The sequence below is a fragment of the Dulcicalothrix desertica PCC 7102 genome, assembly GCF_003991905.1.
Taxonomy (GTDB): Bacteria; Cyanobacteriota; Cyanobacteriia; order Cyanobacteriales; family Nostocaceae; genus Dulcicalothrix; species Dulcicalothrix desertica.
In genome coordinates, this window is sequence record NZ_RSCL01000010.1 from 18813 (window position 1) to 33245 (window position 14433).

The window sequence follows — 14433 nt, forward strand, 5'->3', positions numbered from 1 at the left end:
ATTGGCGCACAAAATTATATGAGTATCTTAAGTTAGAAGATGTAGTAAACAGCAAAAGCGAATATTAGCACTAATCATAACGACGTTGCTTTAAATTTTGGCGCCGAGTTAAATTTTGCTTTTAAAAGGCAAGATTATAGAGTTTACACAAATGAAGTAAAATTATGGATACCTAAAATGCTGATTAATACGTATCCTGATGTGATGGTTATACCTGGAGAGCCTGAGTACTATAATCAGCGTACTGATATTGTTACCAATCCTCAAATTATTATTGAAGTGCTATCGAAATCAACTCAAGTATATAGACAAAGAGGGTAAGTTTGAGGCATACCCTGCAATTAAGACGTTTCAAGAGTACTTGTTAATTGATCCATTCCAATGGATATAACGGTGCTTGTGATTTTAAATAATTCAATTTTGTTTGTAACGAATAATTCATCCGTTGAATTAGTTGCAAATTATACCTATTAAGCACTGAAGTGCTTATTACGAACGCAGTGTGTTCGCGCATAGTATTCCGGAAGCAGCTACGGCGGGGACTCCGATACCGGGCATGGTGCTGTCACCAACGCGGTATAATCCTTTGATGGGTGTATTGGCGCCAAGAAACATTGCTTTTGTTGCTTCTATTGCTGGACCGTAAGTTCCTTGATGTCTTCTTAAATAATGTGCGTGTGTTAATGGTGTTCCGATAAGTTCTAGCACTATACGTTCTCGAATGTCGGGTATGATTCTCTCTAACGCTCTATATAGTGTTTGTGCTTTTGAGTTTTTCTTTGCTTCGTACTCTTCGTTTCTTTCCCATCCTTTATATGATTCTAATGTGTACGCATGAACTACATGATGCTCTTCTGGCGCCAATTTAGTATCCCAGACGGTAGGAATTGATATCATACAGGTGTTTCCTGGGACTGTTATATCAAGTTTTGAGTCGTGAACTACTACATGGTGTCCGGTTAAGTTTTCTAAACCAGAAGCTTTTATTCCCAAGTGCAAATGCATGAAGCTTTCGACGGCTGGTGTTTGTAATGCTTTTTGACGATAAGATGCTGGTAAGTCGTCTGGATTTAATAACTTTGTATAAGTATCCCAAACTGTCGCGTTCGATATAACGATAGGCGCCTTGATTATCTCATTATTTTTTAACTTGACTCCAACAGCTTTTCCTGACTCCACTAATATTTGTTCAACATGACAACCTAAACGGAGTTTACCACCCCAACGTTCCAAACCACGCACTAATGCCTGAATAATTGCTCCACTTCCACCCACAGGATATTCAACTCCTGCACGAGAACGTTCTCCCAACATAAATGCTACTTCGGGTGCAATAGTACCATGTGCTTTTAAGCCTGATAATAAAAAGCATTCTAAGTCAATTAGGCGCCGCACCCAAGGGTCTGTAACTGTTGCGTCCATTACATTACCTACTGAGCTTTGTATCAGTGGCAAATTAGGTAACATTTTCAGTAGTGAAGGTAAATAATTTGTTATTAATATAGGTATCATCTGCCAGTCTGTACGTAAAGCTATAGTCGGAATTCCTTTCATCGCTTCATACAGTGGAAGCATTTTATCTATAAAATGTTGAAGTTCGATAGCACCTTGTGGTGTTATTTTGGATACTTCATTGAGATAAAGAGAGTTATCGCTATAAATAGGAACAGTATTCTCTGGAAAATGATAGTGTCCTAATGGGTCATATGCAAGAGCGTCTATAGATTCGCCTAAAATATCTAATACTTGTTTTACAGGATTCAGACTATTGGCGCCTGTAAGACCACAATAGAAGGAGGGCCCAGAATCAAATTCAAAACCACGTCGTCTAAAACTATGTGCAGCACCACCAGCAATTGTATGACTCTCACATACAACTACACGCTTACCGTAACGTGCAAGTAAACTACCTGCTGTTAACCCACCGATACCGCTACCAATAACTATGACATCAAAATTAAACATGTTAGAAGGGGCGGGTTCACTTAGGTTTTCTATTTTAACAGTATATAGATAAACCCGCCCGTATAATAGTTAATAGTTAATTTTAATCATGACTGAACCATTAATAGAACTTAAAGGTATTTCTAAGGCATTTGGTAATAATAAAGTATTAGACAATATAGATTTAACAATATATCGAGGTGAAGCACTAGGAATAATCGGCCCATCAGGAACTGGTAAATCAACTATATTACGGGTAATTGCGGGGTTAACAGCACCCGACAGCGGAGAAATCTATATACAAGGAGTGCGACGAAAGGGTTTAATCGAGGATAGTGCTGACCCGATTGGAATTAGTATGGTGTTTCAACAAGCTGCATTGTTTGACTCGCTGTCTGTGGAAGAAAACGTGGGTTTTTTGCTGTATCAACACTCGAAGTTATCTAGAAAGCGAATTCGAGATATAGTACATGAGAAGTTAGAGATGGTTGGTTTGGGAGGAAGTGCAGATAAATATCCATCGGAACTTTCGGGAGGGATGCGGAAACGTGCGAGTTTTGCCCGTGCGATTATTTCTAACCCTGAAAGTCCCAACGAGGCGCCTGAAGTTTTGTTATATGATGAACCTACAGCTGGCTTAGACCCCATCGCTTCAACGGTTATCGAAGATTTGATACGTCAGTTGCAGTGTACCCAAGGAGTTTGTAGTACTTATGCGATTGTTACCCACCAAGATAGTACGATACGGCGCACAGCTGATAAACTTGTGTTTCTTTACGAAGGTCGGGTGCAATGGGAAGGACACGTAAGCGATATGGATACAACATCCAATCCTTTAATTCGACAATTTTTGAGTGGCAGTATTGCTGGTCCAATTCATGTCGTGGGATAAAATTCAGTGCTGAGTAGAAAGTGCTGAGTGCTGAGTAAAGTTAGGAGTTAGGAGTTATAAATCAAATCTATGTAGACACTCCACACTCAGCACTCCACACTCAGCACTCCACACTCAGCACTCAGCACTCATTACTAAACTAAAAAGAGAGGAAATAAAAATGCGTTCATTGCGTACAGTCCGAGAAGGTACCGTAGGATTACTATTCCTAGCTGGTCTTGGTGTATTTGGGCTAATTTTTTTATGGCTCAATCGTTTTAATGCGACTCAAAGTAACTATAAAATCTTTGTTGACTTTACCAACGCTGGTGGGATGCAAAAAGGCGCCCCCGTTCGCTTTCGCGGTGTTAAAGTAGGTAGAATTGCAGCAATTCGACCGAGTCCGAATAACGTTGAGGTGGAACTAGAAATTTCTCAACGTGACTTAGTTATCCCGCGAGATGTTAAAGTTGAAGCGAATCAAAGCGGTTTAATTGCCGAAAGCCTTATTGATATTACACCTTTATCCAAGGTACCAGAAGGTGCCATTGCAGCGAAACCGTTAGAGCCAAATTGTGACAATAAGCAAATTGTTTGTAATAATTCGCGTTTAGATGGTCAAATTGGTGTTAACGTTGATGAAGTTTTGCGCTCAACCACTGAGTTAGCAGATAGATTTACTAACGAAAAATTTTATCAAAATCTGAATCGCACGCTCGAACAAGGGGCAATAGCTGCTGCTAATGTTTCTGAACTGAGTAAAACTTTAAACTCGTTGGGTAAAACCGCACAGTCTCAACTCAATACGACTTCTAGTGTAACAACTTCCGTACAGCGTGCAGCAAATCAAGTCACCGTTTCAACAGCACAACTTACTGCTACTGCTGATAGAACTCTCAATAAATTTGGCAACACAGCAAATCAATTAAACTCTACAGTTGGTCAATTTAGTTCTACAGCGAACGAACTCCGTACCACAGCAGGTCAAGCAAATAAGCTACTTGGCAACCTCGATAGTCTTGTAACTACCAACCGTTCTTCTTTAGTTTCCACACTCAACAATATTTCTGCCAGCAGTAACCAACTACGTGTAGCTGCTAGTGGTCTTTCACCAGCTATTAACCGTTTGACTCAAGGTGAATTAATTAAAAACTTTGAAACTCTTTCTGCAAACGCAGCACTAGCATCAGCAAATTTACGCGATGCTACCAAAACTCTCACCGACCCTAAAAACGCTGTCGTGCTTCAACAAACATTAGATTCAGCCAGGGTAACATTTGAAAACACCCAAAAAATTACTTCTGACCTTGATGAGTTGACAGGAGACCCTAAATTCCGTACCAATCTTCGACAGCTTGTTAACGGTTTAAGCAGCTTAGTTTCTTCTACACAACAGATAGAACAGCAAGTTCAAGTCGCGCAAACCCTTGATATGATGAAACGTAATCAAGTAATTCAAGTACCATCTGCACCAGTATCTACACCAACCGCGACATTTAGTACCTCAACACCAGGTCAAATTTTCCCAGTTGCAGAATTTTCGCAAATTCCAGAAACAAAAGAAACAATGCAGCGTAGACAATCTATAAACCGTTTAACGCGCGTTTTAAAACGAAACACTGAGTCTGCAAAACTACCACAGAATACTAAAGATAAAAATCTTTCAGTAGATAAAAAAAAAAGAGATAGATAAATAAACATCGTGCATCAAAATGAACCAATTTTTGGGTGCAGTTGCATCAGCTTGTGCTGCTTTTTCGGCAACTAATCTTGATGACATAATTATTTTAACGTTACTTTTCGCACAAGTAAACGCTAACTTTCGTAAGCGTCATATTATCATTGGACAATATTTAGGCTTTTCTATAATAATCCTGGCTAGTTTACCTGGTTTCTTCGGTGGTTTAGTTATTAAACGTTCCTTAATTGGTTTGTTAGGATTTTTACCAATCATTATCGGTATATATCAATTAGTAAAACGTCAAAACGATGATAATGATAATGATGATGAAATCCAAGCTGTAACTGCAACTATAAATCGAGGCAATAATATATTTAATAACTTATTGGCGCCTCAAATTTACAACGTTGCCGCCGTGACCTTTGCCAACGGTGGTGATAATATCAGTATATATGTGCCTTTATTTGCAAGTAGTACTCTTCAGCAATTGCTTATAACTCTGATAGTTTTCTATATTTTGATTGCTGTATGGTGTTATTTAGGATACTTTTTCACACGACATCGTGCAATTACTAGCGTTTTTAATAAATATGGAAGTATATTGGCGCCTATCGTTTTAATTTGCTTAGGAATATACATTTTAATAGATAGCGGCAGCTTGCAACGGATGTAACGGATGTAACGGATGATTTATTTGTTGAAGATGAAATAATGAAATATAGATCAGAGCATAGTGATTTAAAACTACCTATCCGTTACATCCGCTGTCATCCGTTGCCTAATTCCAATCTTGTTCTTCGCGCTTACCGCGAGTTTTATATATACCACCTGCTTCATGTATAAGACGAGTGCGCTCAAATAGCTGTTCTTCAGTTAAATTCCATTTTTGTAAAATTGTGTCTAAATTAGCTTGAATGTCGCGGGCGCCAGGAAAACCATTATAACGCACCCGCAAACGAGCTAATTCTGCTAAGTTAAGATCAGATGGTTCGCCCTGAAGCAAACTCTCAATTATGGGGCGGTCACGATTATATTGGGGATGTTGCTGGTCTAAAGTCATAATCAATACTTTTTTTTCCTAACTATACCTAGAGAAAACTACCTAATAATAAGGCTTTCAAGCACTTTGCTTAAGTAGGCGGCAAATACAACTCTAGGCATACGGCTCTCACTACTGTCACAGTGCTTAAAATAAAGATACATTATCTTTAAGAAAGTACAAACAACTTAAACTGAGGGTGAGATTCATTATCACCCAACGTCGTACCAGCAAGGGAGGCAATAGCCCGCTTATGTTTGAACACTTCACTTCCCAAGCCATTCGGGTAATCATGTTAGCTCAGGAGGAGGCACGCCGCCTGGGGCACAATTTCGTCGGCACTGAGCAAATTCTCCTCGGGCTAATTGGAGAAGGAAACGGTGTTGCCGCCAAAGTGCTTTTGGACATGGGCGTTACCCTCAAAGATGCGCGTCGCGAAGTCGAGAAGATTATTGGTCGAGGTTCTGGGTTCGTACCACCAGAGATTCCTTTTACCCCTAAAGTTAAAAGTTTATTTGAGCAAGCTTTTAAAGAAGCACGTACACTAGGCAACAATTACATTAGCACTGAACATTTACTCTTAGGTTTAACTGACGCAGGCGAAGGTGTTGCAGCTAAAGTACTACAAAATTTGGGTATTGACCTTAAAGAAGTTCGCACTGCTGTAATTCGCCGTTTAGGTGAAGAAGTAGCAGTGGCGCCGGGTGCTAGTAGTAGCGGTACCGGGCGTCGCAACCAGCAAAATCTTACTATTGAAGAATTTGGTAAGAACTTGACCAAGCTAGCGCAAGAAGGCAAGCTTGACCCAGTTGTTGGTCGTGACAAAGAAATCGAGCGTACCGTTCAAATTCTCGGCCGTCGTACCAAGAACAATCCTGTATTAATAGGAGAACCTGGTGTTGGTAAAACAGCTATTGCCGAAGGTTTGGCGCAGCGTATTATCAACCAAGATGTTCCTGATATTTTGATGGGCAAGCAGGTTGTTAGCCTTGATATGGGCTTACTTGTTGCAGGTACACGCTTCCGTGGCGACTTTGAAGAGCGTCTTAAGAAAATCATGGAGGAAATCCGCACAGCCGGAAATATCATCCTCGTGATTGATGAAATTCACACTTTGGTAGGCGCCGGTGGAGTTGAAGGTGGCATGGATGCTGCCAATATTCTGAAACCAGCGTTAGCACGTGGCGAACTACAGTGTTTAGGCGCCACAACCCTCGATGAGTATCGTAAGCACATCGAGCGTGATGCAGCATTAGAGCGAAGATTCCAGCCAATTATGGTTGGTGAACCTTCAGTCCAAGAAACCATCGAGATATTATATGGTTTGCGCTCGGTATACGAGCAGCATCACCGCGTTACTATTTCTGATGAAGCTTTACTAGCTGCCGCTACATTATCTGATAGATATATTTCCGACCGTTTCTTACCTGACAAAGCTATCGACTTAATTGACGAAGCAGGTTCGCGCGTGCGTTTGCGGAACTCACAAAACGCTGCAAGTCGTGAAATTAAACGCGAATTATTATTAGTCAGTAAAGATAAACAACAATCTGTTCGTGTTCAAGACTTTGATAAAGCAGGAACACTGCGTGATAAAGAACTTGAGCTTGAAGAACAACTTAAAGCTGAAGAAAATGGCTTTATTAGTAACCCCACTGTTGACGAAGAAGACATTGCACAAATTGTTGCTTCGTGGACTGGTGTTCCTGTCAACAAGCTTACAGAGTCTGAATCTGAAATGCTGTTGCACCTCGAAGATACATTGCACCAGCGTTTAATTGGACAAGAGCAAGCTGTTACCGCAGTTTCTCGTGCCCTGCGACGCGCGCGCGTTGGTTTGAAAAATCCAAATCGACCAATTGCCAGCTTTATCTTCTCAGGTCCAACTGGTGTAGGTAAGACCGAGTTAGCAAAATCTTTGGCAGCATATTTCTTCGGCGCCGAAGATGCGATGATTCGTCTTGACATGTCTGAGTACATGGAACGTCACACCGTTTCCAAACTCATCGGCTCGCCTCCAGGTTATGTAGGCTACGATGAAGGCGGACAACTTACCGAAGCAATTCGCCGCAAACCTTATACAGTGGTGCTATTTGACGAAATCGAAAAAGCGCACCCCGATGTATTTAATATGTTGCTGCAATTGCTTGATGACGGACAGCTTACCGATGCGAAAGGTAGAAAAGTGGACTTCAAAAACACTTTAATTATCTTGACATCGAACATTGGTTCCAAAGTCATCGAAAAAGGTGGTGGTGGTTTAGGGTTCCAGTTTGAAGATGCAGCTGAAGCGAGCTACAACCGCATCAAGAACTTGGTCAACGAAGAACTCAAAGCTTTCTTCCGTCCAGAATTTCTCAACCGTCTTGACGACATTATTGTCTTTACTCAACTTAACAAAGACGAAGTTAAGCAAATCGCTGACATTATGCTTAAAGACGTTTCTAACCGTCTAATTGAAAAAGGTATTACCCTCGAAGTTACTGAGCGCTTCAAAGATCGCGTGGTACAAGAAGGTTATGACCCAAGCTATGGCGCCAGACCATTACGTCGAGCTATTATGCGTCTGTTAGAAGACTCATTAGCCGAAGCAATGCTCTCTGGTCAAGTTGTCGATGGAGACAAAGCAGTAGTTGATGTTGACGATGATGGTCAAGTAAGAGTCAGAAAATTAGAAAAACCTGAGTTGCTTTTAGCTAACGTTGGCTAAATTGTAACTTCAACTAACACTGAGGGTACGGCGCCGCCGTACCCTTTTTTGTTGTTGTGGCACAGCCCGGAAAGCCTGTGGATTCACTATGTCTCTTTTTTACCACAATCTGAAGGGATACGATTATGATTTGACTATAAAGGCACCTTTGTATATTATTCTGAATTCAAATTCTTCTTGTGGAACAGGCATCCTTGCCTGTGATTTAAATTGTAATGTTTTATTGATTTGGGTTGGGGCGGGTTTAGTTTAATTGTAATGTGTGTTGAAGTTTGTCGATTAACCCGCCCCTACCGTATTTAACAATTACATTCGGCACGTAATTGGTTTACTACTTTTTCTAATCCTACTGAATGCGCTGCTTTAAATAATAAACGGTCACCTGCTTGTACATATGACTTTAAGCGCGTCACCATTTCTGTATGGCATGTAAAGCACTCAGATGGTATTCCTTCTGCACTCTTAACTATTGTTTCGGCATCTTGTCCGTCAATTAATACCATGAGCGCGTCTAAATTGAGATTTTTTACCATTTCACCAACGCGCTGATGTAATTGATGCGAACGTTCACCTAATTCTTTCATGGCGCCTAATACTGCAATATGGCGCCTACCTGGTGTTTCTGCCAGTAAATTCAATGCTGCTAACATTGCTTCTGGTGCCGCATTATATGTCTCATCCAAAATTACCACATCGTTGGGTAACATAAACTGCTGCGAACGTCCAGATGGCATGTTAACTTCTACACCTGATTGTAACGACGTAAAGCTAATATCAAGCACTTTTGCTACAGCCAAAGCAGCTAAATAGTTAGTTGCATTATGGCGCCCAGCTAAGGGTAAAGGTAATTGTATTCCGGCAACTTCGATAGTATGATTATCGATTAAACTGCCTTGAATATCACCACCCGATAATCCATAGGTAATAACTTCACCCTGCCACACTTTTGCAGCAACTTCCATCAACAACGGGTTATCGTGGTTGAGAATAGCTACACCGTCAGTTGGCATTTCGGCTAATAACTCACACTTTGCTTGGGCAATAGCTTCTTCAGAACCAAGTAACTCAATATGCGCGGTTCCCACATTTGTAATTACTCCAATTGTCGGACGTGCAATATGCGTTAAATCAGCAATCTGCCCCATTCCACGCATTGCCATTTCAATCACAGCAAAATCGTGTTCTTTGCCAACTTCTAATAAAGTCTTTGGTACACCAATTTCATTATTAAAGTTCGCGTATGTTTTGTGAACCTTTCCTTGTGTCGCCAAAACCGCAGCTATTAACTCTTTAGTAGTAGTTTTACCTACAGAACCAGTTACACCAATCACTGGAATATCAAGGCTATCGCGCCACCAACGCGCAATATTTTGGTACGCTGTTAATGTATTTTTTACTTGGAGTACAGGCAACCCTTGATTCTCATACTCAAAATCAACGATTGCTGCAATGGCGCCAAATTCAATAGCCATAGACACAAACTTATGTCCATCAAACTTTTCACCGCGTAAAGCTACAAATACCTCACCAGGTTTAATTAACCTAGTGTCTGTTTGTATACCTATACTTATATTATTTAATGCTGTACTCGATACATTTAAAGGCTTGGCGCCAGTAGCTTCAATTAACTTTGTGAGGGTGGCAGAACAGGACATCTTGCTTGGATTTATTTCAGAGGTTCGTTTTTTTATATTCCAGCGTCAGTGAATAACGCAAGGATAAAAGTCCTTAAATCCTATATTCTTTTACTTAATATAGGAAGTGTAGAGGTTAACATTCTTACTTTAATTTGTCAAAGTCTTGGCAGCGGATGCAACGGATGTAACGGATGAAATATGAAAAATCATCCGCTACACCCGTTCTTATCCGTTGCCATTAGCCGCGATTTTTGATTAACATGACCTCGATAATTTGAGTTGCAACTTCGCTGTCTAAACTTAAAGCTTGGTACAAGTCGTCTAAAAATTCCTTTTCTTCTATAGCAACAACTCCATCCGCTAAAATTAAATCGGTCGCAACGGCAAACGCTGACTCCCGCATGTCGTAAGGTAAAGACTCCTTAGCAACATCGAACAAACCATTTATTCCTTCATGACGTAAAATACCCAAAAGCTTATCAAACATCCGTTGCATTACATCGTTTGAGTAGCTGCGGTATAACTTCATCCGAAACAAGGTAGCAGTTAGAGCGCGCATTTCATCTTCAGAGAGATATCCATCAGACGCAATAGCAGACAAAGTAATAGCAGCAAAAGCTTCTGCCGGAGTCATCAATTCTTTTACCGTATTATTACCGAGTACTTTGTCAAATAAACCCATTTTAGTGTTATCCTTTTCTTGGAAATATTTCAAGATGACATTACACTTGTTATATGGCTGGCAAGCGTCGTAACTTGTGCAATGTCTTTTTTCTGGTAATCTCAGTATTCCCTAAATTAAGTAAAAACTAACACCATGAGTTAAGTATGAGTAAATTATTAACCCCGATTCTCGATTATCATGACTTTTACAATTCGTGTAGCCGTTTTGTCTGATATATTTAGGCTTTGATATAAATCGTCTAAAAAGTCGTCTAAAAAGCTTTGTTCAAGTTCTGTAACATAACCGTCCGATAATACCAAGTCGGCAGCTACAGCAAATACTGTTTCTTGAAGAGAGTAGGGTAAAGAATTTTTGGCTGCATTGATTAATGCGGCAACACATAAAGCGTCGAAGCATTCCCAGGAGTTTATCAAACATCCTATATATCACGTCATTGGAAAAACTTCATTTTAGATAGCGCTAACGAAATTCCGCGCGCTTCATCATCTGACAAATAACCATCACAAGCTTTTGCTGCCAAACTTATTGCTGCAAAGGCCACCGCAGGACTAAGTGCCTCTGTAACTTTACTTTGAACGCCACCGAAAAATATCTTATCAAATAAGCCTATCGTTGCTTGCTGCGTGTAAGACATCGAAATAGCATTGCTTGTTTACCCAGAAGGTTTTACTAAGACCAACTGCTTTATCTGACTTTCACACCTAATATTCCCAGCACCACAGCTAGGCAAACACCAGGGAAGCAACAATTATGATACAAAAGTTAAGTGTACTTTTGTACTTATGTAGTTTTGTTAAGATAGAATCAAAGTTGGGGATGAGAATGCCCTTTTTTTTGAGTCTGCTGTTATTACTTAGCGGTCGCTTGCCTTCTCTATTGATTCGATTACTGCTAAACCGATACCAGAAGCTGCCACAAGTAGTATCGCAGAAGCCAAAAAAGCATTGACAAGAATCCGGAGCGCATCATCGAAGAAAATATAGCTGTCCATTGTTTTATCCTCAATTGTGTAAGTGAACTGGTAGTATTTATTCCTCCACACCCAGAGCATTCAATTCCGTTAAAAATTTGCTCTTAGGGGTATCTTAACAAAACTTCAAATAAATCATAACGCAATTTTCAGAAAATCATCCTAAAGAGAGGATGACTTTTTCATGAGATTTTGTTATGTGTCATACTAGGTACACTTGTGTTTAAAAAACTATTGATGATTTTTATCAGTATTATCAATGAAGACAATGAAGTTTAAATAATTACAAAAAATCTATGTTAAATTGCGTATTAATTTATTAAAAACAGAAATCATTACAAATCGACTTTTGCTCAAACCAATAGCTATGCAGTATAAGAGCGAGATTTTTAGAGAATTTACAAATGAAATAGCTATTTATATGACTCCTAGACCTGCGATTGACATATTTGAGACAGAATCGTTTATTAATGAATCTATAATTGGTCTGGCTGAAGGGTCTAATCTCCAACTCGTAATTATAAAAAAAGATACACAAGAGTTTCTAGGCTGTACTGGAATTCATAATCTTAACGCGAAGGCGCGAGAAAAACAAATAAAAGGTTGGTTACGCGAAAAAAAGATTGCTTTAATTGAGTCGATAAACCCAACGTGGAAAGATTTAAGTGATGGTTGGTATGACAGCTAGCTTTTCAAAGTCTGTTTTGAGTATGATTCTTAGGCGCCTGTCAAGTGTGATGCTGAACGTAGTGAAGCATCTTACACGTTGTCAATATATACGAATATTCTGCACTTTGCCTAGATGTTTCGCTGCGCTCAACATGACAGGTGTGTGTTATTGGGTTGTTTGAAGTTTTTTGGTACGTCCTGTTTTTTGGCTCTTTTCTCGGCTGGTTCGCTGTAATTCATGTATGATTGGCAGACGGTCTTGTTCAAATGTTGCTAGTGCTTCGTCAATTGCTGTTGATGATGTTAGGTAGTTTGTGAATGCTACAGCGTCTTCGAGTCCACTACTCATTCCTTGCGCTCTTGATGGACTTTTTGCGTGTGCTGCATCTCCTAATATTATTACTCGGCCAGCAACTATGTGCTGCATGGGGTTGATGTCATAGGAGTAGCGACAAACTATGTTTTCTTGCGGTGTCATTTCAATAGTTTGACGGATGGTGTCGGGGAGTTTTGCTAACTCTTCAGGTGGCATTTGAGTATTTTTTGGTGCGTGTAGTCCTTTTTCATCTTCTGGTTGTTCGCATTCGGTGAAAAATCCCCAGTGACAGCGGTTTTGACCGATATTAAATGCGTTTGCGTAAATACCGTGTGCGCGCATGAATACTATAAACTCTCCTTCTGAGAAAATATGATTGTTCGGCGCAATTCCTCGCCATACAGCATCTCCGAGGTAAGATGGTTGAATATCTGGTTCTACGAAACTCCGCACTTTGGAATTTAATCCATCTGTACCAATTAATAAGTCTCCTTCCCAAGATTGACCGTTACGAAATTTTGCTGTTACTTTACCGTTGTTTGACTCTACAGATTCTAAACTATGGTCAAAGTATAAGTTTTCGGGATTTATCCGTCTTAGTAATGCTTTTGCTATATCTTCTCGATGCACAACAACAGCAGGAAAACCATTTTCTGCTTCTGCTTCTGCTGCTGAGTTAGAAAATGCTAGTTCACCTTTGAGGTTACGAAATTCGTATGTACTAACCTTTATTCCTGCTTGAATAATTTCATTGCTGAGTTCTTTGTCATACATTGACAAAGCTTGCAATCCACTAGTAATCATCAAAATACCACATCCATCTACTCTTGGTTTCGGCGCCCGTTCAAATAAACAAACGTCAAATCCACGGCTTTTAAGTAATATGGTCAGATACAAACCAGTAGTACCACCACCGACTATTCCAATTTTTGTTTGTGTTGAAATCATATAAATATTACTATTACTGCTTCAAAGATAAGCTCATCTACACGAATAAGCAGCATTATTTCGCAACTTTTTATTAATTTTTATTGACAAATTTTCCTCTGCGCTCTTATATCTTTATTTTTTACCACGGAGACGCAGAGGACACAAAGAAAGAGTTTTTAAAGTGAGAATAATTCTAGTTTCACGTTAGAGAAGGCGCCGCTATCATCATAGTTAACCACAAGTTGTTGTAGGTGCAATGCTGTCATAAAACAATTGGCAACGATAGTAAACTTGTTCTGAGAAGTTATTCGACTAGGACAGCTTACGGAAATACCGCTGGGTAAAAAGAAGTTTTTATTACCTTCGATAGGAAAATGCAACTGCGTTTTTACTGAATCAGAAACCTGTAAATCTGGTGACATTGTTATTGAAGTGCCTTGCCAATTACCTCCAAAATCCCTTTCGGCGCATAAATTCATTTCATCTGTCCATTGCTGAACCTGCGAACCATTAATGTCTTCGCGAATACATACTGTTCTAATTAAATTGCCTTCACCATCGTAGTGTGTTGTTACACTATTACGACCATTTTCTACTTTCAGCAATAATTCAACCGCGAAATTAATGCCTACTTCAAATTCCTTTTTAAACCATACAGCGGCGCCTTGGTCAAAAAACAGAGTCCGCATCGATGGAATTGCTTCGTGACATAAACCATCAGCTAAGTTATTCGATTTTTTGTTAATTTGCCATGTTTTCTCAACTATTTTACCGTCAGGGTATTTATATTCGTTGTTCTGAATCACCTGAGTTTGTTCTTGGTTGCCACAAAAACTTCTCAAACTTTCAAAATATTCAAACATTTCGCCTTGAGGTGAATACTTTGTGCAAACACCTTGCCAGTCTTGCAAATGGTGTACAAAGAAATTATTCCAGTTTTTCTCTCGTAAATCTGTAATAATCATGTTTAAACCTCGAAAT

General features: G+C 39.7%; 15 protein-coding genes. 6 read left to right on the forward strand and 9 right to left on the reverse strand.

Translation table 11 applies throughout. The annotated features are described in order from the left end of the window. The first annotated feature begins 63 nt into the window (after window positions 1-63). Window positions 64-321 carry a Uma2 family endonuclease gene (locus tag DSM106972_RS53645; RefSeq protein ID WP_233787616.1) on the forward strand — a complete coding sequence of 86 codons (258 nt, stop codon included), beginning with the start codon at window positions 64-66 and terminating at the stop codon, window positions 319-321. Window positions 322-489: 168 nt separating this feature from the next. On the opposite strand, the gene DSM106972_RS21145 is transcribed toward DSM106972_RS53645, so the two are convergent. After that, on the reverse strand, window positions 490-1965 hold the full coding sequence (locus DSM106972_RS21145; protein WP_127082574.1) for a phytoene desaturase family protein: 1476 nt from the start codon (window positions 1963-1965) through the stop codon (window positions 490-492). Window positions 1966-2053: 88 nt separating this feature from the next. Between DSM106972_RS21145 and DSM106972_RS21150 the strand changes: the two genes are divergently transcribed. From DSM106972_RS21150 to DSM106972_RS21160, 3 genes are all read left to right on the forward strand, one after another. Further along, window positions 2054-2836, forward strand: coding sequence for an ABC transporter ATP-binding protein (locus DSM106972_RS21150; protein ID WP_127082575.1), 783 nt, complete (start codon window positions 2054-2056; stop codon window positions 2834-2836). A gap of 160 nt (window positions 2837-2996) precedes the next feature. After that, window positions 2997-4508, forward strand: coding sequence for an MlaD family protein (locus DSM106972_RS21155; RefSeq protein ID WP_127082576.1), 1512 nt, complete (start codon window positions 2997-2999; stop codon window positions 4506-4508). Between the two features lie 19 nt (window positions 4509-4527). Further along, complete coding sequence (locus DSM106972_RS21160; RefSeq protein ID WP_127082577.1) at window positions 4528-5169, forward strand: cadmium resistance transporter; 642 nt, start codon at window positions 4528-4530, stop codon at window positions 5167-5169. Between the two features lie 105 nt (window positions 5170-5274). Here the strand turns inward: DSM106972_RS21160 and DSM106972_RS21165 are convergent, their stop codons facing one another. After that, the gene (locus tag DSM106972_RS21165) at window positions 5275-5556 is read right to left on the reverse strand and encodes a DUF3288 family protein (RefSeq protein WP_073619962.1); all 282 of its coding nucleotides are present in this window, start codon (window positions 5554-5556) and stop codon (window positions 5275-5277) included. Between the two features lie 232 nt (window positions 5557-5788). Between DSM106972_RS21165 and DSM106972_RS21170 the strand changes: the two genes are divergently transcribed. After that, window positions 5789-8245 carry an ATP-dependent Clp protease ATP-binding subunit gene (locus tag DSM106972_RS21170; RefSeq protein WP_127082578.1) on the forward strand — a complete coding sequence of 819 codons (2457 nt, stop codon included), beginning with the start codon at window positions 5789-5791 and terminating at the stop codon, window positions 8243-8245. A 299-nt stretch (window positions 8246-8544) separates the two neighbouring features. Here the strand turns inward: DSM106972_RS21170 and DSM106972_RS21175 are convergent, their stop codons facing one another. The 5 genes from DSM106972_RS21175 to DSM106972_RS52205 form a co-directional block, all read right to left on the reverse strand. Further along, window positions 8545-9900 carry a UDP-N-acetylmuramoyl-tripeptide--D-alanyl-D-alanine ligase gene (locus DSM106972_RS21175; RefSeq protein WP_127082579.1) on the reverse strand — a complete coding sequence of 452 codons (1356 nt, stop codon included), beginning with the start codon at window positions 9898-9900 and terminating at the stop codon, window positions 8545-8547. Between the two features lie 220 nt (window positions 9901-10120). Next, window positions 10121-10564: a tellurite resistance TerB family protein gene (locus DSM106972_RS21180; RefSeq protein ID WP_127082580.1), complete on the reverse strand. Its 444-nt coding sequence runs from the start codon at window positions 10562-10564 to the stop codon at window positions 10121-10123. Between the two features lie 158 nt (window positions 10565-10722). Continuing rightward, complete coding sequence (locus DSM106972_RS55840) at window positions 10723-10980, reverse strand: tellurite resistance TerB family protein (protein ID WP_411675324.1); 258 nt, start codon at window positions 10978-10980, stop codon at window positions 10723-10725. Between the two features lie 17 nt (window positions 10981-10997). Further along, window positions 10998-11201, reverse strand: a complete 204-nt coding sequence (locus DSM106972_RS55845) for a hypothetical protein (RefSeq protein ID WP_411675325.1) — start codon at window positions 11199-11201, stop codon at window positions 10998-11000. A gap of 219 nt (window positions 11202-11420) precedes the next feature. Then, entirely contained in the window at window positions 11421-11558 is a 138-nt protein-coding gene (locus DSM106972_RS52205; RefSeq protein ID WP_026092841.1) for a hypothetical protein, read from the reverse strand. A 346-nt stretch (window positions 11559-11904) separates the two neighbouring features. On the opposite strand from DSM106972_RS52205, the gene DSM106972_RS52575 reads away from it, so the two are divergent. Further along, window positions 11905-12225, forward strand: coding sequence for a GIY-YIG nuclease family protein (locus DSM106972_RS52575; RefSeq protein WP_201800762.1), 321 nt, complete (start codon window positions 11905-11907; stop codon window positions 12223-12225). Window positions 12226-12372: 147 nt separating this feature from the next. On the opposite strand, the gene DSM106972_RS21195 is transcribed toward DSM106972_RS52575, so the two are convergent. Both DSM106972_RS21195 and DSM106972_RS21200 read right to left on the reverse strand, forming a co-directional pair. Beyond that, window positions 12373-13470, reverse strand: a complete 1098-nt coding sequence (locus DSM106972_RS21195; RefSeq protein ID WP_127082581.1) for an FAD-dependent monooxygenase — start codon at window positions 13468-13470, stop codon at window positions 12373-12375. Between the two features lie 158 nt (window positions 13471-13628). Further along, window positions 13629-14417, reverse strand: a complete 789-nt coding sequence (locus DSM106972_RS21200) for a DUF3598 family protein (RefSeq protein ID WP_127082582.1) — start codon at window positions 14415-14417, stop codon at window positions 13629-13631. Between the last annotated feature and the right edge of the window lie 16 nt (window positions 14418-14433).